At 71.4% G+C, this 26,750-nt stretch carries 27 protein-coding genes and 3 tRNA genes; 12 read left to right on the forward strand and 18 right to left on the reverse strand.

What is annotated here, in order from left to right; all coding sequences use genetic code 11:
• Window positions 1–360: 360 nt before the first annotated feature.
• Window positions 361–433: transfer RNA gene (locus tag AC507J_RS00410), tRNA-Arg, on the reverse strand.
• A 338-nt stretch (window positions 434–771) separates the two neighbouring features.
• Between AC507J_RS00410 and AC507J_RS00415 the strand changes: the two genes are divergently transcribed.
• Window positions 772–1,437 (forward strand): hypothetical protein, encoded by a 666-nt coding sequence (locus tag AC507J_RS00415; protein ID WP_496287006.1) that lies wholly within the window; start codon window positions 772–774, stop codon window positions 1,435–1,437.
• 113 nt (window positions 1,438–1,550) lie between these two features.
• On the opposite strand, the gene AC507J_RS00420 is transcribed toward AC507J_RS00415, so the two are convergent.
• Window positions 1,551–1,641 (reverse strand) — tRNA-Ser (locus AC507J_RS00420).
• 651 nt (window positions 1,642–2,292) lie between these two features.
• Between AC507J_RS00420 and AC507J_RS00425 the strand changes: the two genes are divergently transcribed.
• A complete protein-coding gene (locus AC507J_RS00425) occupies window positions 2,293–3,114 on the forward strand; it encodes a hypothetical protein (RefSeq protein WP_496287007.1) in 822 nt (273 codons plus the stop codon).
• 125 nt (window positions 3,115–3,239) lie between these two features.
• Here the strand turns inward: AC507J_RS00425 and AC507J_RS00430 are convergent, their stop codons facing one another.
• Complete coding sequence (locus tag AC507J_RS00430) at window positions 3,240–4,010, reverse strand: CPBP family intramembrane glutamic endopeptidase (protein ID WP_496287009.1); 771 nt, start codon at window positions 4,008–4,010, stop codon at window positions 3,240–3,242.
• A 149-nt stretch (window positions 4,011–4,159) separates the two neighbouring features.
• Between AC507J_RS00430 and AC507J_RS00435 the strand changes: the two genes are divergently transcribed.
• Entirely contained in the window at window positions 4,160–5,278 is a 1,119-nt protein-coding gene (locus AC507J_RS00435) for a globin domain-containing protein (protein ID WP_496287010.1), read from the forward strand.
• 150 nt (window positions 5,279–5,428) lie between these two features.
• Here the strand turns inward: AC507J_RS00435 and AC507J_RS00440 are convergent, their stop codons facing one another.
• On the reverse strand, window positions 5,429–6,943 hold the full coding sequence (locus tag AC507J_RS00440; RefSeq protein ID WP_496287011.1) for a peptide deformylase: 1,515 nt from the start codon (window positions 6,941–6,943) through the stop codon (window positions 5,429–5,431).
• A 348-nt stretch (window positions 6,944–7,291) separates the two neighbouring features.
• Here AC507J_RS00440 and AC507J_RS00445 point away from each other — a divergent pair, with 348 nt between their 5' ends.
• Window positions 7,292–8,014, forward strand: a complete 723-nt coding sequence (locus AC507J_RS00445) for a hypothetical protein (protein WP_496287353.1) — start codon at window positions 7,292–7,294, stop codon at window positions 8,012–8,014.
• A gap of 5 nt (window positions 8,015–8,019) precedes the next feature.
• On the opposite strand, the gene AC507J_RS00450 is transcribed toward AC507J_RS00445, so the two are convergent.
• Window positions 8,020–9,831 (reverse strand): DUF6311 domain-containing protein, encoded by a 1,812-nt coding sequence (locus AC507J_RS00450; RefSeq protein WP_496287012.1) that lies wholly within the window; start codon window positions 9,829–9,831, stop codon window positions 8,020–8,022.
• Window positions 9,832–10,041: 210 nt separating this feature from the next.
• On the opposite strand from AC507J_RS00450, the gene AC507J_RS00455 reads away from it, so the two are divergent.
• Window positions 10,042–10,752 carry a class I SAM-dependent methyltransferase gene (locus AC507J_RS00455; protein WP_496287013.1) on the forward strand — a complete coding sequence of 237 codons (711 nt, stop codon included), beginning with the start codon at window positions 10,042–10,044 and terminating at the stop codon, window positions 10,750–10,752.
• A 100-nt stretch (window positions 10,753–10,852) separates the two neighbouring features.
• Here AC507J_RS00455 and AC507J_RS00460 read toward each other — a convergent pair whose 3' ends face one another.
• A complete protein-coding gene (locus AC507J_RS00460; protein WP_496287014.1) occupies window positions 10,853–11,386 on the reverse strand; it encodes a YbhB/YbcL family Raf kinase inhibitor-like protein in 534 nt (177 codons plus the stop codon).
• 128 nt (window positions 11,387–11,514) lie between these two features.
• Here AC507J_RS00460 and AC507J_RS00465 point away from each other — a divergent pair, with 128 nt between their 5' ends.
• Window positions 11,515–12,255, forward strand: a complete 741-nt coding sequence (locus AC507J_RS00465) for a phosphotransferase (RefSeq protein ID WP_496287354.1) — start codon at window positions 11,515–11,517, stop codon at window positions 12,253–12,255.
• On the opposite strand, the gene AC507J_RS00470 is transcribed toward AC507J_RS00465, so the two are convergent.
• The 3 genes from AC507J_RS00470 to AC507J_RS00480 are packed head-to-tail and all read right to left on the reverse strand — an operon-like array spanning window position 12,252 to window position 12,834.
• Window positions 12,252–12,455 (reverse strand): hypothetical protein, encoded by a 204-nt coding sequence (locus AC507J_RS00470; protein ID WP_496287015.1) that lies wholly within the window; start codon window positions 12,453–12,455, stop codon window positions 12,252–12,254. The two genes, AC507J_RS00465 and AC507J_RS00470, sit on opposite strands and share 4 nt — an antisense overlap.
• A complete protein-coding gene (locus tag AC507J_RS00475) occupies window positions 12,455–12,649 on the reverse strand; it encodes a hypothetical protein (protein WP_496287016.1) in 195 nt (64 codons plus the stop codon). Before AC507J_RS00475 ends, AC507J_RS00470 begins: the two co-directional genes overlap by 1 nt.
• Window positions 12,646–12,834, reverse strand: coding sequence for a hypothetical protein (locus tag AC507J_RS00480; protein WP_496287017.1), 189 nt, complete (start codon window positions 12,832–12,834; stop codon window positions 12,646–12,648). The genes AC507J_RS00475 and AC507J_RS00480 overlap by 4 nt, the downstream gene beginning before the upstream one ends.
• A gap of 196 nt (window positions 12,835–13,030) precedes the next feature.
• Here AC507J_RS00480 and AC507J_RS00485 point away from each other — a divergent pair, with 196 nt between their 5' ends.
• On the forward strand, window positions 13,031–13,258 hold the full coding sequence (locus AC507J_RS00485; protein WP_496287018.1) for a winged helix-turn-helix domain-containing protein: 228 nt from the start codon (window positions 13,031–13,033) through the stop codon (window positions 13,256–13,258).
• A 198-nt stretch (window positions 13,259–13,456) separates the two neighbouring features.
• Here the strand turns inward: AC507J_RS00485 and AC507J_RS00490 are convergent.
• Window positions 13,457–13,543: transfer RNA gene (locus AC507J_RS00490), tRNA-Ser, on the reverse strand.
• Between the two features lie 151 nt (window positions 13,544–13,694).
• Between AC507J_RS00490 and AC507J_RS00495 the strand changes: the two genes are divergently transcribed.
• Entirely contained in the window at window positions 13,695–14,687 is a 993-nt protein-coding gene (locus AC507J_RS00495) for an NAD(P)H-quinone oxidoreductase (protein ID WP_496287019.1), read from the forward strand.
• A 112-nt stretch (window positions 14,688–14,799) separates the two neighbouring features.
• On the opposite strand, the gene soxR is transcribed toward AC507J_RS00495, so the two are convergent.
• Complete coding sequence (gene soxR / locus AC507J_RS00500) at window positions 14,800–15,237, reverse strand: redox-sensitive transcriptional activator SoxR (protein ID WP_496287020.1); 438 nt, start codon at window positions 15,235–15,237, stop codon at window positions 14,800–14,802.
• A 277-nt stretch (window positions 15,238–15,514) separates the two neighbouring features.
• Between soxR and AC507J_RS00505 the strand changes: the two genes are divergently transcribed.
• Complete coding sequence (locus AC507J_RS00505; protein WP_496287355.1) at window positions 15,515–16,165, forward strand: thiamine pyrophosphate-binding protein; 651 nt, start codon at window positions 15,515–15,517, stop codon at window positions 16,163–16,165.
• 2 nt (window positions 16,166–16,167) lie between these two features.
• Complete coding sequence (locus tag AC507J_RS00510) at window positions 16,168–17,058, forward strand: transketolase family protein (RefSeq protein ID WP_496287021.1); 891 nt, start codon at window positions 16,168–16,170, stop codon at window positions 17,056–17,058.
• 100 nt (window positions 17,059–17,158) lie between these two features.
• Here AC507J_RS00510 and AC507J_RS00515 read toward each other — a convergent pair whose 3' ends face one another.
• Window positions 17,159–17,863, reverse strand: a complete 705-nt coding sequence (locus tag AC507J_RS00515; RefSeq protein ID WP_496287022.1) for a glycosyltransferase family 2 protein — start codon at window positions 17,861–17,863, stop codon at window positions 17,159–17,161.
• 124 nt (window positions 17,864–17,987) lie between these two features.
• On the opposite strand from AC507J_RS00515, the gene AC507J_RS00520 reads away from it, so the two are divergent.
• Complete coding sequence (locus AC507J_RS00520; RefSeq protein WP_496287023.1) at window positions 17,988–20,351, forward strand: glycosyltransferase family protein; 2,364 nt, start codon at window positions 17,988–17,990, stop codon at window positions 20,349–20,351.
• A 148-nt stretch (window positions 20,352–20,499) separates the two neighbouring features.
• Here AC507J_RS00520 and AC507J_RS00525 read toward each other — a convergent pair whose 3' ends face one another.
• The 5 genes from AC507J_RS00525 to AC507J_RS00545 all read right to left on the reverse strand — a co-directional run bounded on the left by AC507J_RS00525 (window position 20,500) and on the right by AC507J_RS00545 (window position 25,164).
• Window positions 20,500–21,123: a hypothetical protein gene (locus tag AC507J_RS00525; protein ID WP_496287024.1), complete on the reverse strand. Its 624-nt coding sequence runs from the start codon at window positions 21,121–21,123 to the stop codon at window positions 20,500–20,502.
• 56 nt (window positions 21,124–21,179) lie between these two features.
• Window positions 21,180–22,568, reverse strand: coding sequence for a sensor histidine kinase (locus AC507J_RS00530; RefSeq protein WP_496287025.1), 1,389 nt, complete (start codon window positions 22,566–22,568; stop codon window positions 21,180–21,182).
• Complete coding sequence (locus tag AC507J_RS00535) at window positions 22,561–23,253, reverse strand: response regulator transcription factor (protein ID WP_496287027.1); 693 nt, start codon at window positions 23,251–23,253, stop codon at window positions 22,561–22,563. The genes AC507J_RS00530 and AC507J_RS00535 overlap by 8 nt, the downstream gene beginning before the upstream one ends.
• A gap of 94 nt (window positions 23,254–23,347) precedes the next feature.
• Window positions 23,348–23,860: a hypothetical protein gene (locus AC507J_RS00540; RefSeq protein ID WP_496287028.1), complete on the reverse strand. Its 513-nt coding sequence runs from the start codon at window positions 23,858–23,860 to the stop codon at window positions 23,348–23,350.
• Window positions 23,861–23,991: 131 nt separating this feature from the next.
• Window positions 23,992–25,164, reverse strand: a complete 1,173-nt coding sequence (locus AC507J_RS00545; RefSeq protein WP_496287029.1) for a thiolase family protein — start codon at window positions 25,162–25,164, stop codon at window positions 23,992–23,994.
• Window positions 25,165–25,323: 159 nt separating this feature from the next.
• Between AC507J_RS00545 and AC507J_RS00550 the strand changes: the two genes are divergently transcribed.
• Window positions 25,324–25,758 carry a PH domain-containing protein gene (locus AC507J_RS00550; protein WP_496287030.1) on the forward strand — a complete coding sequence of 145 codons (435 nt, stop codon included), beginning with the start codon at window positions 25,324–25,326 and terminating at the stop codon, window positions 25,756–25,758.
• A 61-nt stretch (window positions 25,759–25,819) separates the two neighbouring features.
• Here the strand turns inward: AC507J_RS00550 and AC507J_RS00555 are convergent, their stop codons facing one another.
• Complete coding sequence (locus AC507J_RS00555) at window positions 25,820–26,728, reverse strand: rhomboid family intramembrane serine protease (protein WP_496287031.1); 909 nt, start codon at window positions 26,726–26,728, stop codon at window positions 25,820–25,822.
• Window positions 26,729–26,750 lie beyond the last annotated feature (22 nt).

Below are 26,750 nucleotides of genomic sequence, written 5' to 3' on the forward strand. Positions count from 1 at the left end.
CCAGCGTCCTACCGCAGATCCAACGCCGCTGCGCCGACGCCACCGCCCAACTGGTCCTCAACGCCGCCCGCCGCACCCGCAAAAAGATCAAAGCCAGCGCCCGCAAGAACCGGCTCGACCGCGGCCCCAAAGCCGGTACCCCGGCTACCCCGGCGCAGACGGAACCGAAAACAGGTGCTCCAGCCCCAGCGAAGCGCAAGCCGGCCGCAAAGCCGCAGGTCACGTCCCAACAAATCCGCGAGAACGCCGTCTCCGGGGCTGCACCCAGGTCGCACCCACGTGACACCCACCGTCCACGCAGGCCAGACAGCAGAAAGGGCCCGAACCGCGTCTCCGCAGCCCAGGCCCCTCATGATCTTGCGCGCCCGAAGGGACTCGAACCCCTAACCTTCTGATCCGTAGTCAGATGCTCTATCCGTTGAGCTACGGGCGCTGGTTGCTCGGCCAGTTTACACACCTGACCTTCGCGTGCAGACTTCGGGATCCGCCGGTCGACTCGCCCCAGATCGCCTGCCTTCGGCGACCACGTTACCCGACGGGCAGCTCAATCGCGCAACCGGGTTACCGCCGCTGCCGCCTTCTGCGGTGCTGGCCGCTGGCGGGCCGAGGGCGGCAGCCAGGCACCGCAGTCGCGAGCCGGGCACGGGTCTCGGCAGCCAGGAGGATCGAGCACCGATGCTGCGGCAGGTCGCCTTGGACATTGTCTGCCCCACCGCGACAATCGGGCAAACCACGCTAACAGCCTCTGCTTCTCAGAGGAGTCGAATCATCATGAAGAGGTCCATTCGGATAGGCGGGGCGCTGGGCATCGTCACCCTTGCTCTCTCCGCCTCCGCCGCCGCGACGTCGCGCCCACTGCTGCCGCCCAGCGCTGGCTGGGCCGAGAACGACCTACCGCCCGCGACCCAGCCGTTCCCCACTCCCACACCAGAGCCGCCGGGTTGGCAGGCGCATGTGGCACCGCCGCGGTACCCGGTGGCCACGCCGTCGAGCGCGTCAGCGCCTGAGCCGTCCCGCTCGACCGCGAAACCCGCGCCAACCCCGACCGGCTCCACCCGGAAACCCGAGAAGCCACCCACCGGGAAACCCGAGAAGCCACCGGTCGTGAAGCCGGAGATCGTCCGGCTCACCCCGGTCACCGCGCTCGGCTCTCAGGCGACCATCGACAGCAGGAGGTTGGTGACCTGGATGACGTCGCCCACCTGCCTCCTCGCCGGGCACGACTACGCCGGCTGGGACTGGCTCGACGACCTGGAGAAGGGCACGATCGTCAAGGTCACAGCCGGCCCCTGTGCCGGACGCTACCGAGTGGTCGGCCACCGGTGGCAGCCGCGCAAGGGCGGACCGATCCCCTCGTGGATGAGCGGTGCCGACCTCGTTCTCCAGACCTGTACCGGAGCGTCGGGCACGGGCTTCAGCGTCGCCCGGCGACTCTGACCGGCATCCGGGGCGGGCCGACACAACAAGGCCGAACACAACGAGGCCGAAACAACAAGATGGCCGCGTCCCAGCGGACGCGGCCTGAAATCCTGGTGTTGAACGGTGTAGCGCGGAGACTCCGGGATTCGAACCCGGGAGGGGCTTTAAGACCCCAACCGCATTAGCAGTGCGGCGCCATAGACCAGACTAGGCGAAGTCTCCCTGGTGGCCTGCAGACCACCGCGCCCGAGAATACAGGCCACGCCCGGCCGGGGGCAAAGCGACTACCGGAACCAGGCGTCCCGGGTCGGATCGGCCGCTTTCCACCGCTGTGCGTCGCCGTGATCAGGACTACGCTCCATCGACATGCAGGAGCAGCCGCCCAGCGAGCAGACCAAGCCAGAATCTGCCGAGCGAGCACGCCGGCGCTCCCCGAAGGCGACCTTCACCCCGCCGCCCGCGCCGCCACCGCCGGCCCAGGACCCGCCGGGCAGCTCCGACTCACCACGGCCTCGGCGGACGAAGGCCGCCCCGAGCGTCTTCTTCCAACCGCCGCCCGCTCCGGAGCAGCCACCGTCCCGCCCAGGATCGGCCGCGCCGCCGGTGACACCAGCGGCGCCATTCGCCGTGGCGCCAGCGGATGCGGAGGAGCGCCGGAACGTCGAGGGCGAGCACCTCGTCGGTGTCGGTGAGCGCGCGGAACCGGCGCCGGGTGCCCGGAGCCGCCGGCCGGCTGCCGTCGCGGTGCAGGGACCCACCGCCCCGGAAGAGGGCGTCGCCCCGAGGCCGAGGAAGGCCGCCACCAGGAAGGCAGCTCCGAAGAAGGCCGAGCCAGCAGCTACCGAAGCCGGACAGACTGGTGCCGAACCGCAAGTGACCAGTCCTCGGCAGGCACCGGCCAGGAAGGCGGTCGCGAAGAAGGCGGTTGCGGCACCGGCCAAGGTCACGCGGCCCCGCAAGGCCACCAAACAGGCCGCCCCGGTACGGGAGAGCGGCCCGGACTCGATCACCGGCGGGGCCCGGCCGGACGAGATCTCGGCGGGTACGGAGGAACGCGAGCTGCGGGCGCTCGTGGCGCGCGTACTCGATCATCCGGGTTTTGCCCCGGAGTTGCTGGCGCTGGCCGCGGTCGAGGCGCTCGGCCCGCAGGCCGGCGCGTGGGCCGGACGGCTGCGGGCGACCTACCCGCAGGCGGACGGCGACGGGCTGGCCCGGCTGGCGACCCAGCGCTTCGTCCGGCAGGCCGCGGTCGGTGGGGCGAGCGCGGCCCTCGCTGGTGCCTTCGCTCCGGCGGTCGAGTTGGTCGCGGTGCTCTGGTCGCAGGCGAACCTGGTGCTGCACCTGGCGGCGGCGTACGACCGCGATCCGGCGCATCCCGAGCGGGCGGCGGAGCTGCTGGTCCTGACCCAGGTACACCCAGATCTGACGAGCGCACGGACGGCGCTGGCGGCGGCGCGGGAGGCCGACGGGCCGGGTGAGGCGCCGGGGCCGCGCGCGGTGGAGGCGGCCTGGCGGCTGGCCGCCCCGCTTACCGCGCAGGCTGGTGGCTGGCTGGCCCTGCGGCTGGTGTCCCGGCTGCTCCCCGGTGCGGCGGTGCTCGCCGCGGCGGCTGGCGACTCGGCCGCCGCACAGCGCCTGGCGGCCCGTGCCGTCGCCAGCTACCGCCCGCCCCGCCGACAGGGCCCGCCGAACTGACCGCCGACAGGGCCCGCCGAACTGACCGCCGACAGGGCCCGCCGAACTGACCGCCGACAAGGCAAGCTGAGCTGCCGCCGACAGGGCCAGCGTCGCCAGGGGCCAGCCGAGCTGACCGCGCAGGGTCAGAGCCAGGTGAACCAGGACTTCGGCAGCATGGTGTAACCGATGAAGGCGAAGATGTCGAGCAGGGCGTGCGCCACGATCAGCGGCATGACCCGGCGGGTACGCAGGTAGAAGAGGCTGAACACCACGCCCATCACGGCGTTGCCGACGAACGCGCCGAAGCCCTGGTAGAGGTGGTAGGAGGCGCGTAGCAGGGCGCTGGTCGCGATGATCGCGGCGACCCGCCACTGGAGCTGACGCAGCCGGGTCATCAGGTAGCCGACCACGATCACCTCCTCCAGGATCGAGTTCTGGAAGGCGGCGAGGATCAACACCGGCACCGTCCACCAGAGGTCGGGGAGCGCGGCCGGCACCAATGTGGCGTTGAGGCCGAGCTGGGCCGCCGCCCAGAACAGCACCAGGCCGGGCAGCCCGATCAGCGCCGCCAGCCCGGCACCCTGGGCGAGGTCGATCCCGGGCCGCCGACCGTCCAGGCCGAGAGTGCGCACCGGGTCTCCGGGGTCCCGCGCCAGCAGATGTACGGCGAGCAGCACCGGCAGCAACGCGAACACGATGCCGAGCAGCTGGTACGTCAGGTCGAGGTAGGGCCGGGTCGACGCGGAGGTGTTCAGGGCGGCGGTCTGCTTCGACAGCCCACCCTCGGCGGTGAGCTTCGCGATGATCGACACGGTGGCGTAGACGGCGGACTGCCCGAGCGAGAGGCCGAGCACCAGCAACGTCTCGGTGCCGAGCATCCGACGGGACACCGGCCGGGTGAGCTCAATGGTCACCGGACCACTCTGCCCGACCGGACGCGCCGGTGACAGCCAGGGCCGCGAGCGGCCGTCGCGAGCCGATCGCACATTCTGTGCGACCCACCGACACGCTCCGTGGACATTCTGTGGGGGCCCGATCCGCCCAGCAGAGTTAAGGAGCCCCCGTGGACACCTTCGCGCGGCTGCTGAAGGAGAGCTGGACCCTGGTCGAGCAGGATCGGATCCGGCTGACCGAGCACTTCTACGCGCGGGCCTTCCTCCTCGACCCGGAGCTGCGCAGGCTCTTCCCGGTGCAGATGACCGGCCAGGGCGACCGGCTGCTGGAGGCGATCATCGCGGCGATCCACACGGTGGACGACCCGGAGGGCTTCGACGAGTTCCTCCGGGCGCTCGGCCGGGACCACCGCAAGTACCACGTCGACCCGGCCCACTACGACACCATGGGCGAGGCGCTGCTCGACGCGTTGCGCAGCACCGCCGGCAACGGCTGGAACCTGGCGTACGACCAGGCGTGGCGGGACGCGTACGCGGCGATCGTGGAGAAGATGCTGGCCGGGGCCGCGGCGGACACCAACCCACCGTTCTGGCACGCCGAGGTGTTGACCCACAAGCGGTACGGTTCGGACACCGCCGTCTTCACCTGCCGGGCGTTGCAGTATCCGCTCTCCTGGAAGGCGGGGCAGTACGTAAGCGTCGAGGCGCCGCGCTACCACCCCCGGGTGTGGCGGACGTACTCGGTGGCCAACGCGCCGAACGACGACAACGTGCTGGAGTTCCACGTCCGTACGCCCGAGGGGGCCGGCTGGCTCTCCGGCGCCCTGGTTCGTCGGCTGAAACCGGGCGAGCTGCTGCGGGTGGCCGCGCCGATGGGCTCGATGACCCTGGACCGGTCGTCGGAGCGGGACATCCTCTGCGTCGCCGGCGGAGTGGGCCTTGCCCCGATCAAGGCGCTGGTGGAGGAGTTGGCGAGCTTCAACCTGGCTCGCTGGGTGCACGTCTTCTACGGCGCCCGGACCGAGGCGGACCTCTACGGGCTCGACGGGTTGCGTGAGTTGGTGGCAGCCCATCCGTGGCTGTCGATCACCGCCGCCTGCGGCGACGACCCGGACTTCGACGGCGAACAGGGTGACATCCCGGAGGTGGTCTCCCGCTACGGCCCCTGGACGGCGCACGACTGCTACGTCTCCGGTTCGGCTTCGATGGTCCGGGCCACTTTGCGGGTACTCGCCGCCGACGACGTTCCCCCGCAACGCATCCGGTACGACACCTTCGGCAACCTGTAAAGCTTTCCTCCCCCCGCACCGGGGCGCGTGCCCCTGCCCCCTGGGGCACGCGCCCCGGTCCCCCGATCGGGCGGACCCGCACCGCCCCGCACGACCATGTCCGCCCGCCGTCGTTCCCACCGGGCGGGCATGGTCGTGCCACTGGGTTAGCTAGTACCGCCAGGGGTGGCCGGTCTCGCGGTACTCCTCGATCGGCACCAGCGGCACCCCCGGTGCCATCCGGTCCACGTAGAGCCGGCCGTCCAGGTGGTCGACCTCGTGTGCCACCAACCGGGCCATGCCGAACTCGAACGAGGTGATCAACCGGCTGCCGTCGAGCTGCGCGTGCTCCACGTCCAGTCGTAACGGTCGGGGCACCAGTCCACGATGGTCGAAGAAGGAGAGACAGCCCTCGTACTGTTCGTCGGTGTCCACGGAGGCGTCGACCACCCGGGGGTTGAGCAGCACCACGGGCTCGGCGGTGCGGTCGGGTGGGCGGACCACCGCAGCCGCGCGATCGACGCCCAGCTGCGGGGCGGCGATCCCCACCCCTTTCGCGAACGGATGCAACTCGTCGAGCCGGGCCAGCGCCGTGAACAGGCGTTCGACGGTCTCCCGGGCGGTTGCTTCCTCCCCGGGCAGGTCGAACGGACGGGCCGGCTGCCGAAGCAGGTCCGCGCCACGCTGGACGATGCCGAAGGCGCGCATCCGCTCGGACGGTTTCACCCGGTCACCCTCCGGCTCGATGTCCGGTTGGGCGCGGAAGCGCCACTGCAACCGGTACCGCGCGTTCAGCGGCGGTTCGTCGGTCGCCCACTCGAAGATCGCCCGCTCTCCCTCGTCGCGCCGGGCGATCGCCGTACGCAGCGGTCCCTCCTCAGCCGAGAGCGAAGTTTCCGCACCCCAGACCTGCGGGTCCAGCTCCGCCGGCAGGTCCAGCCGGATGGCGAGATGGCGGGTGGGTACGCGGACGGCCCGCTGGAACCACGGACCCCACTTGTCCCGCCCGACCAGGTACGTGTACTCGATGGTGGCGCGCCGGCCGGGGTAGAGCGGGAACCGCCGTTCGGCGTTCTCGAAGAGCAGCCAGATCTCCTTGAACGCGTCCCGGTCATGCTTGGCCCGCCAGTGCATGATCTCCTGCTCGCCGGCTTCCTCCCGGTACGCGTGCAGGTGCAGCTCGGCGAAGGTGAGTGGGCGTTCCCGGTGGTGCCGGTTGGAGCGGCCCGGATCGTTCGGGTAGCGGTCGACGGCGACCCGGACCAGGTAGCGGGTGACCGGCTCGGTGCCGGCGTTGTACAGCTCGCGGCGGATGACGCAGCGGTAGCCGTGTTCGGTGTGGATCAGGTTGGCCGTCTCGCGTTCGACGATGAGGCCGGTGCCGGGCGGCAGCCAGCGGTCGGGTGGGCCGGGCTCCCGCTGGCTGCGCTCGGTGCGGGCGTGGCGCAGGTGGTCGTACTCTCGGAAGCGCTGCCAGATCGCGCCGCTGGCCTCCAGCACGGCCTCGGCCCGGCGGGCGAAGTCCTCGGTGGGCCGGTGCCGCCGCCCTTCCACGTGGCTGACGTAGGAAGGGTCGAAGCCCATGAGCGTTGCCAGCTGTTTCTTGGACAGCCCCCGCTCCATTCGATGCCGAGCGAGTTCGGCGGCGAAGGAGTCGGCAGCCCGATCGAGCGGTGAGGTCGTCATCAGCTTCCTCGTGGCCGGGAGTACAAGTTTCACGTTTGGTCGGCGGACACGCACAGGTACTGGCACCTTCTCGACAAGACGCTTGACCCATGAGCGATTTCTGCCGATACTGCGCCCAGTTTCCGGATATGCACGCTGAGTAACCCCGGCCGGGCGGCAGTCGCGTGCGAGTGATCCGAACCTCTCCCTTTGCCACCACGTCGAGGGTTCCCCGCCGCTCGAAAGTGTGGTTAGGCTAGCCTTAGTCAACAGCTGGCGTGCCGGACGGAGGTGGAGCAGGTGACAGCCGTGCTGCCCGTGAACACCCCGGCCACCCCGCTCGCTCCGATCACCGCGACCCTGCGGGCCATGTTCGGCACCGACGTCCTACCCGGTCTCGCGCCCGGGCTGGTCGTCGCAGACGAGGCCGGCTGGGCTCCGGCAACCACCCTGACCGACGGCAGCCGGCTACCCCAGCTGCTCGAGTCGGCCGTCCGCCTCTGGGGCGGCACCCCGCACGCCTCCGCGGCACTCGCCTGGAAGGCCTACAGCTACTGGGCCGCCCTGCCGGTGGTGCTCGGCTGGGCCGCCGCCCGGCGGGTGCCACTGCTCGACCCCACCGCCACGCTCATCCACTTCGCGGATCGGCGCACGCTGGTGACCCTGGGCCTGCGCCGGTCGATCCCGGTCGCGGTGCTGCCCACCGACCCGCTGGCGGTCACCGGGGCACCCGGAGTGCAGGTGGTGGCCGACGAGCGGGAGTTGCTCACCGTGCTGCGCCGCACGCTGCTGGACGCCCACCTCGCCCCGATGGTCACCGCGATCCAGGGCGAGGTCCGCATCGGCACCCGTACGCTGCTCGGCTCGGTTGCCTCGGGCATCGCGTACGGCCTGCTGCACGCCGCCGACGGGCTGCCCGGCTCGGCGGTCGAGGGGGTCGACACGCTGCTCGACACGCTCGACCTGGCCGACCTGGTGGAGCTGGTGCCCGGCCCGAACGGCAAACCCACCGTGCAGCGGCGCACCTGCTGCCTGGCCTTCACCCTGCCCAAGCCGAAGGTCTGCCAGGGCTGCTGCATCCGTACCCCCTGATCGGCTCAGTCGGTCAGGGGGCGAACGTCCCAGAGCCACACGCCGCCGGTGTAGGTCGGCTCGATCCCGGTCAACTCGGTCATGCCCGCGCGCAGCGCGTCCGCGCGCTCGTGCCGCCCGAGGATCACCACGCCGGCCCGCCAGTAGCGCAGGTCCTCGACCGCGTTGCGGCGGGTCTGCGCGGCGACCGCCGGCACCTCGCCGGTACGCCGGATGCTGGCGAAGAAGCTGCTCGTCGGGCGCGGTGGCGCGGTGAACAGGGCCACCCGGTCCTTGCCGGGCCGGGTGTCCGGGCCGAGGAAGTAACCCCGCGCGATCGGCATCGCCAGCCGGGTCTGCGCGGACCAGCGCAGCGGGTCGGTGTACTCGGTGTCGGGCAGCGGCAGGGTCACCACGCTGCGCCCGCCGGCCAGGTACGGCCGCCAGGCGCCCGAGGTGACGAATTCGGGGGTCGGATCGAGGCGCCTGGTCGGCAGCGGGGTGGGCAGCAGCGGCACCAGCGCCATGGCCAGTACGGTCACCGTGCCGAAGCGGATCTGTGAGCGCCGGTCCGGATAACGGGCGGCCAGTTCCCGGACCCGCGCCGTGCCGTACGCGAGCAGCAGCCCGATGATCGGGGTGATGGCCAGTGACCAGCGGGTCGGCACCACCGAGTGCAGCACGGGCAGCTCCTCCAGCACCGCCCACGGCCCCGGCACCCCGGTCCCCTTCCGCTCGAAGCGGATCTCCCGGCCGAGGGAGAGCAGCGCGAAGACCAGCCCGAGCACCGCCAGGCCGAGCACCACCACGTTGCGGCGCAGCCACCAGACCAGCGCCGCCACCAGGATCACCAGCGGCCAACCGAAGAAGGCGTTCTCCTCGGTGGGGTTCTTGGCCAGACCGGCCGCGCCGCGGGCGTCGCCGGCCAGCGACTCCCGGGAGTACGCGAAGAACGAGGCGAGGTCGGTGGAGTAGCCCCGGATCAGCCAGGGCAGCCCGCGATAGGCGCCCGGACCGAAGAACTGCACGTAGAGCGGGTACGCCAGGAGCACTCCGGAGATCACCGCGGCCACGCCCAGCCCGGCCAGGATTGGACGGACCCGACCACGCAGCTCGGGCCGACCGAGCATCAGCGCGACGATCACCACGCCGAGACCGATCGCGGTCATCAGCAGGATCTCCAGGTTCAGGAACGCCTGCCAGACGATCATCAGCGCGAGCAGCGCGCCGTTGCGCAGCCAGCGACCGGGTTCGGCCAGCCGCACGGTACGCCAGATGATCAGTGGAACCACGTACTGCGACACGATGTTCGGGTGCGCGTTGGCGTGCGACACCATGGCCGGCGCGTACGCGCAGAACGTCGCGCCCAGCCAGGCCGGCCCACGAGCGCCGATGAGCACCCGGGAGAGCACGAAGTACCAGGCGGTCGCCGTGGCGATCATCCCGAGGGTGAGGAAGAGCAGAAAGGCGGTACGCGTACCGAAAAGCAGGGTTATCGGGGTCATCGGCAGTGAAACAGACAACACCGAGGTGTTTGCCATGAGATTTACCGATTCTGGGGCATTCATCCGATCGGACGAGAACGGGTAGGCAAGTTCCGTCACCACCCGGGCACCGTGCGCCATCATCCATTCGAACTGCGCCATATCGGTCGGATTGTCCCGAATGCCATCACCGGGATTTCGCCACATCCTGGCCGTGATCCAGAAGCCGAGCGCCGCGAAACTCAACACGGCAGCCAGGTCCCACCGCCACCCGGAACCAGGCTTCCCGAGCCTCCCAGCCTCCCCCGGCCCCGTGGGCTTCTCGGCGGATCGCCCCGAATCAGGAGTAGTCATAACAATTCAGAGCGTAGTTGGCCCAATGCCGTCACCGTGCAGGGTTCGGGCCCCTCGCGTAGTATCTTCCGGGTTCGCTGACCACCACCGATCGTGCCCATAACCCCGACCAATTCGGCCACCGCGGGCCCCGATATACCCGCCGTCCGAGCGGATGGTTCACTCAGTCGGTCCCGGCGCGGGTCGAGTCGTATCGTGAGGAATCGACGCATGGCAGAAATCACTGGGGATCAGCGCGTGCAGTCCGAGGTCCTGGAGGGCCTCGCCACAGCGGTCAACCACCGGCGCTGGTTCGTCGAGCTGGCACTGCCCTACCTCGGCGACAATCCGATCGAGATCGGCAGTGGTCTCGGCGACTACGCGCTGGAGTGGTCCGACCACCTGCCCCGGTTCACCGCCACCGAGGCCGACCCGGACCGCCTGGTCTCGCTGAAGGAGCGGCTCGCCGACCGGCCGAGCATCGAGGTACGCCAGATGCTGCTGCCGCACTCGGAGCAGGGTGACTACAGCGCTGCCGTCTCGTACAACGTGCTGGAGCACATCGAGGACCACGTCGGCGCGCTGAGCAGCATGCGCCAGCTGGTCCGGCCCGGCGGCGCGGTGATCATCATCGTGCCGGCGTTCGAGTTCGCGATGAGCCCGGCGGACGTCGCCACCGGCCACGTCCGCCGCTACACCAAGAAGACCCTGTCGGCGGCGATGACCGAGGCCGGTCTGCGCGTCGAGAAGATTCACTACGCGAACGCGCTCGGCCTGATCGGCTACTTCATGGCCACCAAGGTGTTCCGGCTGATGCCGAAGGAGGGCCCGATGGTGAAGGTCTACGACACCCTCGTCCTCCCCGCCACCAAGGCCGCCGAGCAGGTCGTCCGCCCGCCCTTCGGCCAGTCCGTCTTCGCCGTGGCCCGCACCCCCTCCTGACCCCCCTCCCCTTTCTTCGGCGTTGATCAAGAGATTTGCGTCAGAGTCCGCCGGATCGCCGACGCAAACCTCTTGGTCAACTAGGGCTGGCTGGGCTGGGTCAGCCGGCGATCTGGTAGGTGGGACGGGTGGTGGCTCGGGCCAGGGTGTGGAAGGCAAGGTTGAAGCCGACGTAAGCCGGGGTGGCGTCGGGCGTCACGTCGAGGCGCTCCACGTCGAGGGCGTGCACCGCGAAGACGTACCGGTGCGGCCGGTCCCCCGGCGGCGGCGCGGCACCGCCGTAACCCTGCTCGCCGTAGTCGTTGCGCACCGTGAACGCCCCGTGCAGGTCATCGCCGGAGGCGCCGCGCGGCAACTCCGTCACGTCGGCCGGCAGGTTGACCAGCACCCAGTGCCAGAATCCACTCCCGGTCGGCGCGTCCGGGTCGAAGCAGGTCACCACGAAGCTCTTGGTCTCTGCCGGAAACCCCGACCAGGCAAGCTGCGGCGAGACGTTGTCGCCCCCGGTGCTGGGGTGCGCGTACGCCGCGTCCATCGGCTCGCCGTTGCGCACGTCATCGCTGGTCACGGTGAACGAGGCAACGGTCGGCAGCATCTCGTACGGGTCCGGGGCGATCGGTCGTTCCAGGGACATCGACACAGGTCCTTCCGGTGGATGTGCTTCTCTGCGCACCCTTCATACCCCGCGAACCGCCCCCATTCGAGCAAACCGCGTACCGACCCTGGTCCTGAGGAGGGCACGACATGGAATTCCGGGGCGGGATGAACGTCGTGCACCGGCACGGTGACATCGTCCACCGGCCGGTGTCACCGGCCACGCCAGCGATCCATCGACTCCTGCGACACCTGCACGACCACGGGTTCCATGGCGCTCCCGAGCCACGCGGCTTCGACAGCGAGGGCAACGAGATGGTCACCTTCCTCGACGGTGAGGTGCCCGACGCGCTCACCCCGGACCTGCGTACGCACGATCTCCTCACCTCCGCCGCCACCCTGCTACGGAAGCTGCACGACGCGAGCGTCACGTTCCGGCCGCGCCCCGACGACCCCTGGCTCGTGCCGGCCCGGCAGCCGGCCGAAGTCATGTGCCACGGCGACGCCGCCCAGTACAACTGCGTGGTCAAGGACGGCCGGGCGGTCGGCTTCATCGACTTCGACGCGGCCCACCCGGGACCACGCAGCTGGGACGTCGCCTATGCCGTCTACCGGTTCGCACCGTTGCAGGGACCGGACAACCCGGAAAGCTTCGGCACACCGCAGCAGCAGGGCCGTCGCGTCGCCGACTTCTGCCGCGCGTACGGGCCGGAGGTGGGTGCCGAGGTCATCGACGTCGTCCCGGACCGCTTGCAGGCGCTCGTCGACTTCATGCACGATCAGGCCGACCAGGGCAACGAGGCGTTCCAGCGGCACATCGCGGAAGGGCACGCCGATCTGTACGACGCGGACATCCGCTACGTACGGACCCACCGCGACATCCTGCGCGCCGCCTTCGAACCGAGCTAGCCGATGCGCGGCGGGCACCAGTGGTGCGCGCCGACCAGCCGCAGATAGGCGTACGCGGTGAGCATCGCCCGGCACTTCCAGTGGCAGTTGCAGATCGGGCACCAGTCACGCCGTCCGCCGGACGGTGGCCAGTGGTCGGTCATGATTACCCGCGCGGAAAGGACAAGTTGGGCCCGCACCTGCTCGACGGAGTCCGTCATCACCTGTCCGCCAGCTGGTCGTCCTGATCCCTCCGCCCGTGCACGATGAGGGTCTCCAGCGCCCACGCGTACTGGCGACAGCCCTCGCCGGGGCAGTCGAGGCAGCAACGACGGTTGGCGGCGTGGGCGACGACGCTCCGATAGGCCAAGAAGGCGAGCACCGCCCGATCGACCCGCTCGTCCGACCACGTCATCCGAGCACACCGATCGCTAAGACCACCCCGACGAGCAGCGCCACCACGGCGATCACGGTCACAATGACCCAGGCCCGGCGACCACCACACCCCGCCGAAGGCATCGGGACCGGGTAGCGGTCGCCGTCAGGAATCGGCGACTGAGCGTACGAAACACTGTTGACAGAGATGGATCGCTCATCCATTGACGCTTCCTCGGTGCTGGGAGGGATGGGAGCCGGGCCGAGGGCGAACGGGGGACACTCCCGGCCCGGCGGGCACCAGGTTGCCGACGAGATGCCCTGTCGCCAACATAGGACCCAAAGTACCCAGAGGCAACGGTGTGCCCACGGTGAGTCGCACCTGATGCAAGGCTGTAGGGGCCGACGAGAGGGACCTGACATGCCCCGAAAGCCCGTCTACCAGCAGGTCATCGATGACATCACCGCATCGATCCGCACCGGCGCGTTGAAGCCGGGCGACAAGCTGCCGAGCATCGCGAAACTGTGTGAGCAGTACGGCGCGTCCGACACGCCAATCAAGCGGGCGCTGTGGGCGCTGGACGACCGGGGCTGGATCGAGACCCATCAGGGAAAGGGCAGCTTCGTGGCGGCCCACCCGCCTATCTGACCCGCAGCATGTCGCGAGTTGCGGCATCTCGGGTGTTCCCGCCGACAGGAAGGGCCGAGATACCGCAAACCGTGCCCGCTCCAGCCGCCGAAGAAGCGCGTCGCCGCAACTCGCGCAAAAGCCGACGTCCCGTGCGGGTGTGCTGCGTGGTCGCCGTCCCCGGGAGCCGGAGGTTTGACCTGTATCTGGGATTCAAAGCGGAGGGTGTGGGATTCGAACCCACGAAGACATCGCTGCCTTACCGGTTTTCAAGACCAGCGCCATCGGCCACTAGGCGAACCCTCCCGGGGCCGCGCACCGCGCGGCCGTGCCTAGTCTGCCATGCCCGCCAGAGCGGGGACGGGGCGAGGGCTACCCGATCGGCCATGATCACTCACCCTGCGTGGCGCCGGGAATGGTACGTGGTACGGCAGCTTGATCGGGTATGACTGGGCCTATGCGTGCGATCACGATCCCGGAGCCTGGCGGACCCGACGTGCTGAGCTGGAGCGAGGTGCCCGACCCGGAGCCGGGGCCGAATGAGGTGCTGGTCGACGTATGGGCCACTGCGGTCAACCGGGCCGACCTGCTGCAACGGCAGGGGCACTATCCGCCGCCGCCGGGCGCGCCCGCGTACCCGGGATTGGAATGTTCTGGGGTGGTGAGCGCGACCGGTCCAGAGGTGACCGACTGGCGGGTGGGTGACCAGGTCTGCGCGCTGCTGGCCGGCGGCGGGTACGCCGAGCGGGTGGCCGTGCCCGCCGGGCAGTTGCTGCCGGTGCCGGCCGGGGTGGAGCTGGTCGACGCCGCCGCGCTGCCCGAGGTGGCGTGCACGGTCTGGTCCAATGTGGTCGGTGTGGGTCGGCTGGTGGCCGGCGAGACGCTGCTTGTGCACGGTGGTGGCAGCGGGATCGGTACCTTCGCGATCCAACTGGGCAAGGCGCTGGGCGCGACCGTGGTGGCGACCGCCCGGCCGGTGAAGCATGACCGGCTGCGCGCCCTGGGCGCCGATCAGGTGATCGATTATCGGGAGCAGGACTTCGTCGAGGAGGTCCGCAAGCTCACCGACGGGCGGGGCGCGGACGTGGTCCTCGACATCATGGGCGCGTCGTACCTGGGCCGTAACGTCGCCGCCCTGGCCGCCGACGGGCGGCTCGTGGTCATCGGCATGCAGGGCGGCCGCAAGGGTGAACTGGACCTCGGCGCGCTGCTGGCCAAGCGTGGCACGGTGGCCGCCACCGCACTCCGCTCCCGCCCACTGGACCAGAAGGCCGCAATCGTCCAAGGTGTACGCGACCAAATCTGGCCCCTGATCGAGGCGGCCCGGATCCGCCCGATCATCGACCGCCACTTCCCCATCACCGAGGCCCCCGCCGCCCACCACCTGGTCGAGTCGAACGACCACCTCGGCAAGGTCCTCCTCACCCTGCCCCGACCCACCCCCCGTTGATCATGAAGTTATTGTCACGACACGCCGGGCGGGGCGGGCAATAACTTCATGATCAACGCGGGCAAAAGGGGGCAGGAGGGGGGCAAAAGGGGCCTGAGGGGGTCAGCGGGGGTCAGCGGGGGAGGGTGAGGCGGGGGCCGGGGCCTTCGTCGGAGAGTTGGTCCTCGGGGTTGTAGAGGGAGCAGCGGCGCAGCGACAGGCAACCGCAACCGATACAGCCGTCCAGGTCGTCCCGGAGCCGGTTCAGCAGCCTGATCTTCTCGGTCAGCCGTTCCCGCCAGACCGTGGAGATCCGCGTCCAGTCCTCGGCGGTGGGCGTACGCGCGGCGGGCAGTGAGTCCAGCGCGGACCGGATCTCCTCCAGCGACACACCTACCTGCTGCGCGATCCGGATGAAGGCCACCCGGCGCAGTTCGCCACGGTGGTAGCGGCGCTGGTTGCCGCCGGTGCGGTCGGCGCGGATCAGCCCCAGTCGCTCGTAGTAGCGCAGCGCGGAGGGCGCCACCCCGCTGCGGGCGGCGAGTTGACCGATGGTGAGAGCTTCCTGCATCACTTTGCCTTGAGTTGAACCTCGCTTCAACTTGCAGGCTATCCGCATGACCTCACTCGCCACCAGCACGCCCCGGATCGCCGAGGCCGCCGCACCGCTCAACGGGCGCCCCGACACCAGGCGACACGACACCAGGCGACACGACACCGGGCGCCCCGACACCGGACGACACGACACCGGACGACACGACACCGGGCGCCCCGACAACGGACGACACGACAACGGACGACACGAAGCGACTGGGCGAGACGCCGGCGGGCGGCATCCGGTCGGGCCGCTGTTGGAGCGGATCCGGGCCGGCCGGGAGTTCGGCTCGAACGTCTACTCGACCCTCGACGTCCTCTGGGTGCTCTACGACCGGATTCTCCGGGTCAGCCCCGCGACCGTCGATGATCCCGACCGGGACCGGTTCCTGCTCTCCAAGGGGCACGCGGTAGCCGGCTACTACGCGGTGCTGGCCGCGAAGGGCTTCGTACCGCCCGACTGGCTGGACGACCAGGGCGGGCCGGAGAGCCGGCTCGGCGACCACCCGGACCGCACGCTGGTGCCGGGGGTGGAGATCGGCTCCGGCTCGCTCGGGCACGGCCTCGGCCTGGCCGTCGGTACCGCGCTCGGGTTGCGCGCCCAGGGCCTGCTCGACCCGCAGGTGTACGTCCTGGTCGGCGACGCCGAGCTGGACGAGGGCTCCAACCACGAGGCGATCGCGTACGCGGGCGCAGCCGGCCTAGCGAACCTGACCGCGATCGTGGTGGACAACTCCTCCGCCACGCACGGCTGGCCGGGCGGGGTGGCGAGCCGGTTCACGGTAAACGGGTGGACCGCCGCCACGGTCGACGGGCGGGACCACGACGCGCTGCACGCCGCGCTCACCGGACATCACGGACACCGGCCGCACGCCGTCGTCGCGGTCGTGGACAGCAAGGAGTAGCCATGCGAGAGAGTTTCATCGAGACCACCACGACGCTGCTGGCCGAGGATCCGCGTACCGCGCTGGTGCTCGCGGACATCTCCGCCGACGCGTTCGCGCCGGCCGCCCGACGGCACCCGGACCGGGTGATCAACGTAGGCATCCGGGAACAGTTGATGCTCGGCGTCGCGGGTGGGCTGGCGCTGACCGGGCTCCGGCCGATCGTGCACAGCTATGCGCCGTTCCTCGTCGAGCGGGCGTACGAGCAGATCAAGCTTGACCTCGACCACCAGGCGGCCAGCGCGGTGCTGGTCAGCGTGGGTGCCTCGTACGACCGGGCGGCGGCTGGCCGGACCCACCTCAGCCCGGCCGACGTCGCGCTCTTCGACACGCTCTCCGGCTGGACGGTGCACGTGCCGGGGCACCCGGCCGAGTTGCCCGACCTGCTGCGTACCACCGTGGGCGGTGATTCCTCGGCGTACCTGCGGTTGTCGACGCAGCGCAACGCGCGCCCGTACGGCGGCGACGGCGACCTGGTGGTGGTGCGGGACGCGGGGGCGGGCGCGCCGCTGCTGGTCGCGGTCGGCCCGGTGCTGGACGCGGCGCTCGCGGCGGCGGCGGACCTACCGGTGACGGTGGCGTACACCCATCGGCCGCGCCCGTTCGACACCACCGGCCTGCGTGCCCTGGCCGGCAGCGCGGTGATTCTGGTCGAGCCCTACCTGGCCGGCACCTCGGCCCGGGTGGTCACGGCAGCGCTGGCGGACCGGCTGCATCGGCTGCTCGCGCTCGGGGTGGGACGGGAGGAGCTACGCCGTTACGGCTCGGCCGAGGATCACGACCGCTGGCACGGGCTGGACGCGACCGGGCTGCGCCGCTCGCTTACCGACTTTCTCGCCCCGGCGCTGGTCTAGCGCGGACACACCCCAGGCTGGGCCAGCGGGCGCCCCCGGCGCTGGGCCAGCGGGCACCCCGGCGCTGGGCCAGCGGGCACCCCGGCGCTGGGCCAGCGGGCTACGGCTGAGTGCGGGCGGGGCGGCGGCGGGCGCGTTCGCGGCCGAGGATCCAGAGCGCCTCGACGCCGTCCCGCCAGGTGATCTTCTTTCCTTCCTCGCGGCCCCGGGCCCGGTAGCTGATCGGCACCTCGAACGGGCGGATCCGGCGGCGCAGGAGCTTGCCGGTCACCTCGGCCTCCATGCCGAAGCCGCGGGAGCGGACATCCAGCGAGCGGTACAGCTCGACCGGCATCAGCTTGAAGCAGGTCTCCAGGTCGCCGATGTAGGAGTTGAACAGCACGTTGGCCGCCATGGTGACGCCCTTGTTGCCCATCACGTACCAGAAGCTGTAGGCGCTGTGGCTGCCGAAGGTGCGGTTGCCGTAGACCACCGTGGCCCGCCCGTCGAGCACCGGGGCGAGCAGCGTGGGAATGTCCTGCGGGTCGTACTCCAGGTCGGCGTCGAGGATGACCATGTATTCACCGTCGGCGTTGGCGACCGCCGTCTTGATGGCTGCGCCCTTGCCCGCGTTGCGCTGATGGGTGATCACGCGCAACCGGGCGTCGTCGACCCGACCGAGGACCTCGGCGGTGCCGTCACGGCTGCCGTCATCGACCACCACAAGCTCGATCTCGCACGGATATTCGACCGCCAACGCCTGCTTCAGGGCGTCCGCGATGCGTTCTTCCTCGTTGTAGACCGGCATGAGGATCGACAGCTTCACGGGATTCTCCACGAGGGCGGCGGCGTATCGGCCATAGCCTAGCCTGGCAGCCCGGCCGGACGCTGCCGACCGTCATTGGAGATCCGTAGTCGGGCATCCAGGCTGATGGTGTTTACTTCCGGCCATGTCGGTCGCCGGCTTCCTGCTCGTCCTCGCCCCCCTCGCCACCGTCGTACTGCTCACCATGGCGTTACGGCCACGGGTCGCGGACACCGTGGCGCCCCGGCGGCTGGCGGTGCTCAGGGCGGCGCTGGCCACCGGCGTCTTCGCGGTGCTCACCGTCGAGGTGCTGGGCGTGCTGCGGCTGCTGACACCTGTCGCGTTCGGCGTGGCCTGGCTGCTCTTCGTGGCGGGTTGCGCGGTGGCGGTCGGCTGGCGGCGCCGGCTGGACGCGGCGACCCGGCCCGGGGCCGTCGCTGGCTCGACCGCCGGGCGCGATGCCGTGGCTGGCTCGACCGCCGGGCGCGATGCCGTGGCTGGCTCGACCGCCGGGCGCGATGCCGCCGGAGCAGCGGCGTCCGAGGTCGTACGTGCGGCGACCCGGTCGCCGCACGCTCTGCTCGCCGCCCCGGCCGGCACACCGCTGTCGGTGGCCCCCGGGACGACGACCGACCCGACCACGGGCACTCCGACCGGCGGCGGAATCGGTGCGCCGGGTGCCGGGGCCGACGGCCCGGCTCCGGCTCCGGCTCCGAGCAGCGACGCGGGTGGGTCCGCCGCCGGCTGGCGAGGCACGATCAGCGGCTTCTGGCGTACGGCGAGCCGGGGCGAACGGCTGCTCGCCGGCACGATCGGCGGGCTGCTCCTGGTCGAGTTGCTGATCGCCCTGCTGGCCGCGCCGAACAACTTCGACTCGCAGACGTACCACCTGCCGAAGGTGGAGCGTTGGGTGGCTCAGGGTGACCTGTCCTTCTGGGCCACCGCGATCCACCGGCAGGTGACCATCCCGCCGGGCGCGGAGTACCTGCTGCTGCATCTGCGCCTGTTCACTGGCGGCGACGCGCTGTACAACCTGGTCCAGTGGGCCGGTGGGGTGGGCTGCCTGCTGGCGGTGGCCCGGGTGACGGCCCAGCTCGGCGGCAGCCGACGGGCTCAGCTGCTCACCGCGTTCGTACTGGCCACCACGCCGATGGTGACCCTTCAGGCGACCAGCACCCAGACCGACCTGGTCTGCGCCGCCTGGGTCGCGTGCGCGGCGACCCTCGCCCTGGACGGGCTGCGCCGGCGGGCCGGCCTGGGCGAGCTGCTCGCCCTCGGCGCGGCCACCGGGTTGACCGCGCTGACCAAGACCAGCGGGTTGCTCGCGGTGGGTCCGCTGCTGGTGCTCTGGGGGTTGGGCCAGCTGCGCCTGGCGTACGCGGATCGGCCGGCCGCGCGCCGCCGGGCCCCGGTCGGCGGGTTCGCCGGTACGGTCGGCGCCTCGACGTTGATCATGATCGTGGCCGCCCTGGTGGTCGGCCCGTTCCTGGGCCGGGTGTACGCGGAGTTCAGCCACCCGCTCGGGCCGGACCGGCTGCGCGAGTCGGTCCCGATGGAGCGGTACGACCCGCCGTCGGTGCTGGTGAACGCGCTACGCATCGGGCACACCGCGCTGGACACCCCGCTGGCACCGCTGCGCAACGCCACCGCCGACGCGATCGTCGGCCTGGCCGACCTGATCGGGGTCGATCCGCAGGACCGCGCCACCACCTTCGGTCAGGAGATCTTCCCGGTGCCGTCCTGGTACCCCGACGAGGACCGGGTGGCCTTCCCGCTGGCCGGGGTGTTGGCGCTGATCGGCGCCGGGGCGGCGCTGTTCCGGCCGGCCCGGATCAGTCCCGGCACGGCCGGGACGTTGCGGGCGTACGCGCTGGTCATGGTGTTTGCGGTGGGGCTGCACACGGCGATGATCAAGTGGCAGCCGTGGGGCAACCGGCTGGTGCTCTACGCCCTGGCGGCCTCGGTGCCGTTGGCCGGCCTCTGGCTCGACGCCCTCTTCCGCCGCTCCCGCCGCACCGTCACCGGCAGCGGGGCGGGGCGTGGTCGGCGGCCGATCGCCGCGACGCTCGCGGTGACGGTGCTGGCCACCTGCGCGCTGGCCGGCGTGCTGGCGGTGTCGTACGGCTTCCCGCGCCGGCTGGTCGGCGCTGGCTCGGTCTTCACCACGGGCGAGTGGGAGCAGCGCTTCCTGCGGCGTCCCCAGTGGGCGGAGGAGTACCGCTGGGCCGCCGAGGCGGTACGGGCCACCGACGCCCGCCGGATCGGCCTGTCGCAGCGCAACGACGACTGGGAGTATCCCTGGTGGTTGCTGCTGCGCGATGCCGACGGCCGGCCGCCCGAGTTGATGGCGCTCCAGTCGGTGCTGGACGACCGGCCGCCGGCCGATCCGGCGTCGCTGGACGCGATCGTCTGCGTGAACAGCCGCAAGCTCTGCGCGGATCTCGTGCCGCCCGGCTGGCGGTTCGAGTTCCGCGACCACGTCGGCTACGCCCTGCCCGCCGAGCGCTGACCGGGCCGCACGAGGCGGGCGGGGCGGGAACACATTCCCCGCTCGTACGCCCAACCCCTGGGTACGGCTACGACGACTTCATCGGATCCCGCGTCTACCAGCGGGTGGGGCAGCGGCAGGCCCCACCCGCGTACCGCTGATGTCGATGTCAGTCCTGCTTGAGGGGGACGACGACCAGGCGGGCGGTCGAGGTTTCGCCGGTCCTGGCGCCGGCCACGCCGAGCTTCGTACCGATCCTGATGTCGGTGGAGCGGATCGTCCGGCGCCGCTCGACCACCCGCAGGTCGTCGGCGAAGGTCCAGGTCTGGGTGAAGCCGTCGGCCGACCTGACGGTCATGGTGTCGCCGTCGACTGCGGTCACCTCGCCGCGCTGCACCACCACCGTCTTCGTACCGCCGTCCCTGGTCCGCACCACGGCCTCGCCGTGCAGCCGGTTGTCGCGCAGCAGCACCCGGGCCGTGCGGCGCTTGCGCCACTCCTCGGCCCGCTCCGGCCGGCTCTTTCCACCGCTCGCCTCCGGCGCGTCGGCGGCCGAAGACCCGGCGGCCGTGGGGTCGGCGGCCGTGGAGTCTGCGGCCGTGGGGTCCGGCTCCAACTCGGCGGGGTCCAGCCCGAGGGCGGCGAGCGCTTGGCCCTCGGCACCCATCGCCGCTACCACCTCGACGCCGGCCTCCGGCGCGGCGTCCCGGCCGGTCTGGGCCGCACCGCAGCCGGTGGCGCCCAGCGCGACCGCCACGAGCAGCGCGGCGGTGACGGATCCCCTGCGTGTCATGTCTCGTCCTCTCGTCCGTGGTCCCGTCAGCGTCGCTGAGCCGGATGAGCGGTCGGTCAGGCCGACGTTCGGGTCAGGTAAGGATCCGGCGGCAGCCGGACGGTAAAGGCGGCCCCACCCTCCGGGGCGTGCCCGGCGACGATCTCCCCGCCGAGGCGCCGGACCAGGCCGGCGGCGAGCGCCAACCCGAGCCCGCTGCCGACCTTGCGCACCCCCTGGTAGCGCCGGTGCAACGCACCACGTTCGAAGGCCACCGCCACGTCGTCGTCGGTCAGGCCGGGCCCGCCGTCGCGGATCTCGAAGACCCCACCGGAGGCCGGGTCGCCGCCCGCCGGCCGGACCGCCAGCACCACCGGCGCACCCGGCGGTACGACCCGCAGCGCGTTCTCCAGCAACCCGTCCATCACCTGCCGGATCCGCCCCGGATCCGTGTACGCCGGCACCGGCCGATCGGGTACCTCGCTCCGGAACGGCAACCCGGCCCTGGCGCACCGGTCGGCCCAGGTCCGGGCGGCGTCGGCGGCCAACCGGGACAGGTCGACCGGCACCGGTTCCAGCGGGAAGTCGACCGCCTCCAGCCGGGCCAGCGCCAGCAGATCGGCGACCAGCCGGTCCAGGTGTTCCGCCTCGGCCAGCATGGTTCGGCCGGTGTCGGCGGCCGACTCCGGCGCGACCACCCCGTCGGCGAGCGCCTCGGCGTAACCCCGGATGGCGGTCAACGGAGTACGCAGTTCGTGCGAGACGGAGAGCAGGAACTCCCGCTGCCGGTCCTCGCTGGTCGCCAGCGCCGTGGCCAGGCCGTTGAGCGCGTACGCCAGGTCGGCCACCTCGGCGGGCGACTCGACCGGCACCCGGACGGTCCGGTCGCCGGCACGCAACCGGGCGGCGGCGGTGGCCGCCCGCCGGATGGGTCGGGCCAGGCGCTGGGCGAGCAGCGCCCCGGCCACCGCCCCGGCGGCCAGCCCGGCCAGCAGCGGCAGCCAGAGACCGCGCAGCACCTGACGCCACACCCCCGCCCCGGCCGACCTGGTCAGGATCACGCCGTCGCCGCCGGGCAGGGCCCGCCCCTCGACGAGCGCCCGCTGCCCGGCGACCATCCGCCGCCCGGAGACGTCCCGCCCGTTGGCCACCCTGGTGACCAGTTGGGCCGGCAGCCCCGGCCGGTCGACGACGCCGTCGGAGACGAGGTAGATGGTGATGCCCTGATTGCCGAACTGGCGGACCAGGCGGCCACCGGTCAGATCCCGGATCCGGCCGGGCCGGGCCCGCAGCAGGTCGGCGGCGAGCTGCGCCTGCGTGGCGAGCGCCTGCTGGTCGCGACGCTCGGCGGACCGGACCGCAAGCGGCACCGCCACCACCGCTGTGACCAGCACCGACACCAGGGCGACCGCGCAGGTAACCAGCACCGCGCGGGCGGTCAGCGTACGCACCGGACGGTCAGCCATCGGCGGCGTACCCGACGCCCCGGTGGGTACGGATCACACTCGCCCCGCCGAGCTTGGCCCGGACCTGCGCCACGTGCACGTCAACCGTGCGGGTACCGGCGTGCGCCGCGTACCCCCACACCCCGGCCAGCAGTTCCTCCCGGGTGAAGACCCGCCCCGGCCGACTCATCAGGTACGCCAGCAGGTCGAACTCGGTCGAGGTCAACTGCACCGGCGCACCATCGACGGTGACCGACCGGCGGCCGGGGTCGAGGGTGACCCGGCCCGACACCACAGGTTGCCCCGCCGGATCCGCCGGTCCGGCGGTGCGCCGCAACACGGCCCGGACCCGGGCGACGAGTTCGCGCGGGCTGAACGGTTTGGTGACGTAGTCGTCGGCACCCAGTTCAAGGCCGACGATCCGGTCCACCTCGTCGTCCCGGGCGGTGAGGAAGATGACCGGAGTCCAGTCGCCGGCCGCCCGCAGCCGCCGACAGACCTCGGTGCCGGGCAGGCCCGGTAACGCGATGTCGAGCACACACGCCACCGGGCGCAGCCGGCGGGCCGCCGCCAGCCCGGCCGCGCCATCATGTTCGACGTGTACGCCGAAACCGTCCCGGCTCAGATAGAGCCGGACCAGGTCGGCGATGCTCGGCTCATCCTCCACCACCAGCACCAGCCCACGTCGCGGGTTGTCGACGGTCACCGGGTCATGATTGCCGATCAGGGCGGTGTGGCTGCGTCGGGCGCTGTTCGGGTTTGGTAAGGATTCAGCGGCAGCTTCGGGGCCCGCCCCTCGGTCAGCTGGCCACGGCGGGCTGGAACGGGGTGGATCGGGTGCGGGTGGGCGACTCGGAGACGGTGGCGAGGAGCCGGGGCCGGGTGCTGCGTACCCGGGTGCGGAAGGCGTGGTTGAGCAACGCGTCGAGCTGCCACACCCGCTTCGGGTGCTGGGTGCGGATCAGGAACCGCTCCCGGATGCCGTCGATGGCGGTGGCCGCCAGCTCGACCGATTGCAGCCGGGGATCGGGACTCCAGGTGACGTGGCTCAGCTCGCGCAGGTCGGTGTTGAGGTGCAGTCGCAGCCGGTGCAGGATCCGGGTCTGCCGGGTGACCACCAGCCGCCGGTGGGTGAGCAGCAGGAGATAGTCCCCGGACATCGGGCGGTCGGGCCGGCTGCACCTGGTGACGAGAATGGTGGCTTCGCCGGAGCCCACGCAACGCCGGAAAACCGGCATGTGCCGGCTCGCGGTCTGCACCGCAAGCCCGGCCTCGGTGGCGGCCGGAAGGAACGTTCGGGAGAAGACGTCCATGCCCTGTCCAACGACGATGCTCGTTGGGTGACATGCCTCCCGCACCTGCTTTCTGCAAATTCCACGCCGCCGGCAGCGGGTGCGCCGCCGCGTTTACGCGACGCACCCGCCCGGGTTAGCGCACTGCGGAATCAGAGCAGTTCGACGATTGTCGCGTTGGCCATCCCGCCGCCCTCGCACATGCTCTGCAGGCCGTACCGGATGCCGTTGTCGCGCATGTGGGCGAGCATCGTGGTCATGATCCGGGCACCGGATCCGCCGAGCGGATGCCCGAGGGCGATCGCGCCGCCCCGCGGGTTGAGTCGCTCCGGGTCCGCCTCGGTCTCCGCCAACCAGGCCAGCGGCACCGGGGCGAACGCCTCGTTCACCTCGTACACCCCGATCTCCTCGATGCCCAGCCCCGCGCGGCGCAGCGCCTTCGCGGTGGCCGGGATGGGCGCGGTGAGCATGGCGACCGGATCGTCGGCGGCGACCACGGCGGTGTGGATCCGGGCCAGCGGTCGCAGACCGTGCCGGCCGGCCCACTCGCTCGTGGTGACCGCGAGCGCGGCGGCGCCGTCGGAGATCTGCGAGGCGGAACCGGCGGTGACCACGCCGTCGGGGCGGAACGGGGTGGCGAGTTCTCCCAGCTTCTCCAGCGAGGTGTCCCGGCGGATGCCCTCGTCCGCGGCGAACTTGCCGCCGTCGGCGAGCACGACCGGGGCCAGCTCGCCCTCGAACGCCCCCGCGTCCTGGGCGGCGGCGGCCTTGACGTGGCTGGCCAGGGCGAACTCGTCGAGCTGGCTACGGGAGAGCCGCCAGCGCTGGGCGATCAGCTCCGCACCGACGCCCTGGTTGAACGGCAGCGACGAGTCCTCGGCGACGCCATCCACGCCCCGGTAGCGGGCCAGGATCTGCTCGCTGAACGGCTGCCCACCGGCCACACTGGAGCCCATCGGGACCCGGGTCATCGACTCCACGCCACCGGCGACGACCAGATCGGCCTGGCCGGAGAGCACGCTCGCGGCGGCGAAGTGCAGGGCCTGCTGGCTGGAGCCGCACTGCCGGTCCACGGTCGTGCCGGGCACCGACTCGGGCCAACCCGCGGCCAGCACGGCGTTGCGGGCGACGTTCCACGACTGCTCGCCGACCTGGGAGACGCAGCCCCACACCACGTCGTCGACCTGGACCGGATCGATGCCGGTACGTTCAGCGAGGGCGCGCAGCACATGCGCGGACAGATCCACCGGGTGCACCGTGGCCAGGCTGCCCTTGCGCCGCCCGACCGGGGTACGCACCGCACCGACGATGACCGCGTCACTCATATTTACTCCCCGGTAACTTGGCTGTCTCCGATCCTACGCGCACGCCCGGCACCACGGCCGACCACGCCGCCGCAGCACATGCCCCGTTCGCCGCTGGTATGCATGATCCGGTCGCCGCTGGCATGCCTGCTCCGCCACGCCGCTGGCATGCTGGTCGGCATGTCCTTCGAGACGGTGCCGAGACAGTGGCGGGTGCCCCCGGCCCTACCGGTGGTAAAGCTGGCCGGGGCGGCCGGTCTGCTCGCGCTGGGATTCCTGCTCGCCGAGGGCGACCTGCTCCGACCGGTGCTCGGCGGGCTGGCCGGTGCGCTGCTGGCCGGCTGGGCGGCCCGGGACCTGATCGCGCCGGTGCGGCTGGCGGTGGCCGCCGACGGCATCACCGTGCCGGCCGGCTGGCTGGGTCGCCGGCACCTGCCCTGGTCAGCTGTGGAGACGATCCGGACGGACCGTCGCTCCGGGCGCGGACTCACCGGGCCGGCGCTTGAGATCGATGCCGGCGACTCGCTGCACCTGTTCAGCCGGCTCGACCTCGACGCCGACCCCGCCGAGGTCGCCGACGCGCTCCGCGCCGCCCGACCGCCGCACGCTGGTTGATCCTGCTGGAGCAGCGCGGCGGTCCGGTCAGCGCCAAAGCAGCGCGGCGGTCCGGTCAGCGCTAAAGCAGCGCGGCGGTCCGGATCAGGACCAGCCCGAGCAGCGCCACCAGGATCAGCCCGCCACCGACGGCCTGCACCAGCGTGCGGTGCGAGCGGGGAGCGTAGGCCAGCACCAGGGCCATCAGCGCGCCGAACACCAGACCGCCCAGGTGTCCGGCGATCGAGATCTGCGGCACGGTGAAGGTGAAGATCAAGTTGATCACCAGGATCGGCAGGATGGCCGAGGTGTCCCGGCCCAGCCGTCGCATGATCACGAATATCGCCGCGAAGAGACCGAAGATCGCGGTGGATGCACCGGCCGACATCTGGTTGGGCGCGCTGAAGACGTACACCGCGACGTTGCCGCCGAAGCCGGCGATGAAGTAGAGCGCGGCGAAGCGCAGCGGACCGAGCACCGCCTCCAGCGACCGCCCGAGCACCCAGAGCGCCCACATGTTGAGCAGCAGGTGCAGCACGCCGTAGTGCAGGAACATGGCGGTGATCAGCCGGTACCACTCGCCCTCGGCGACTCCGCCGATGTGACCGTCGGGGAACATCGCCCGGCCGAGCACCGCGCCCCACTCGGTGAGCGGGGTGCTGCCACCCATCAGGCCACCGAAGCCGGTGCCGCCGGCCGCCGCGTCGCCACCCCGGTCGGAGCCGATGGAAACCAGCATCACCAGGAGGTTCAGGCCGATCAGGACCTTGGTCACGTAGCCGTGCCGGCCGGCGGTACCGCCACCGAAGGCGGTACGCGCCGGCCGTACGCTGCGGCGTCCCTCTGCCACGCACTCCGGGCACTGGAACCCGACCGATGCCTCGCGCATGCAGTCCGGGCAGATCGACCGGTCGCACCGGGTGCATCGGACGTACGTCTCGCGGCCCGGGTGGCGGTAACAGGCCGGGGTGGTCGCCGGGGATTCACTCACCGCTGGCCCCAGGTGCCCGAGC

It is taken from the genome of Micromonospora sp. PRAS1, from assembly GCF_059553435.1.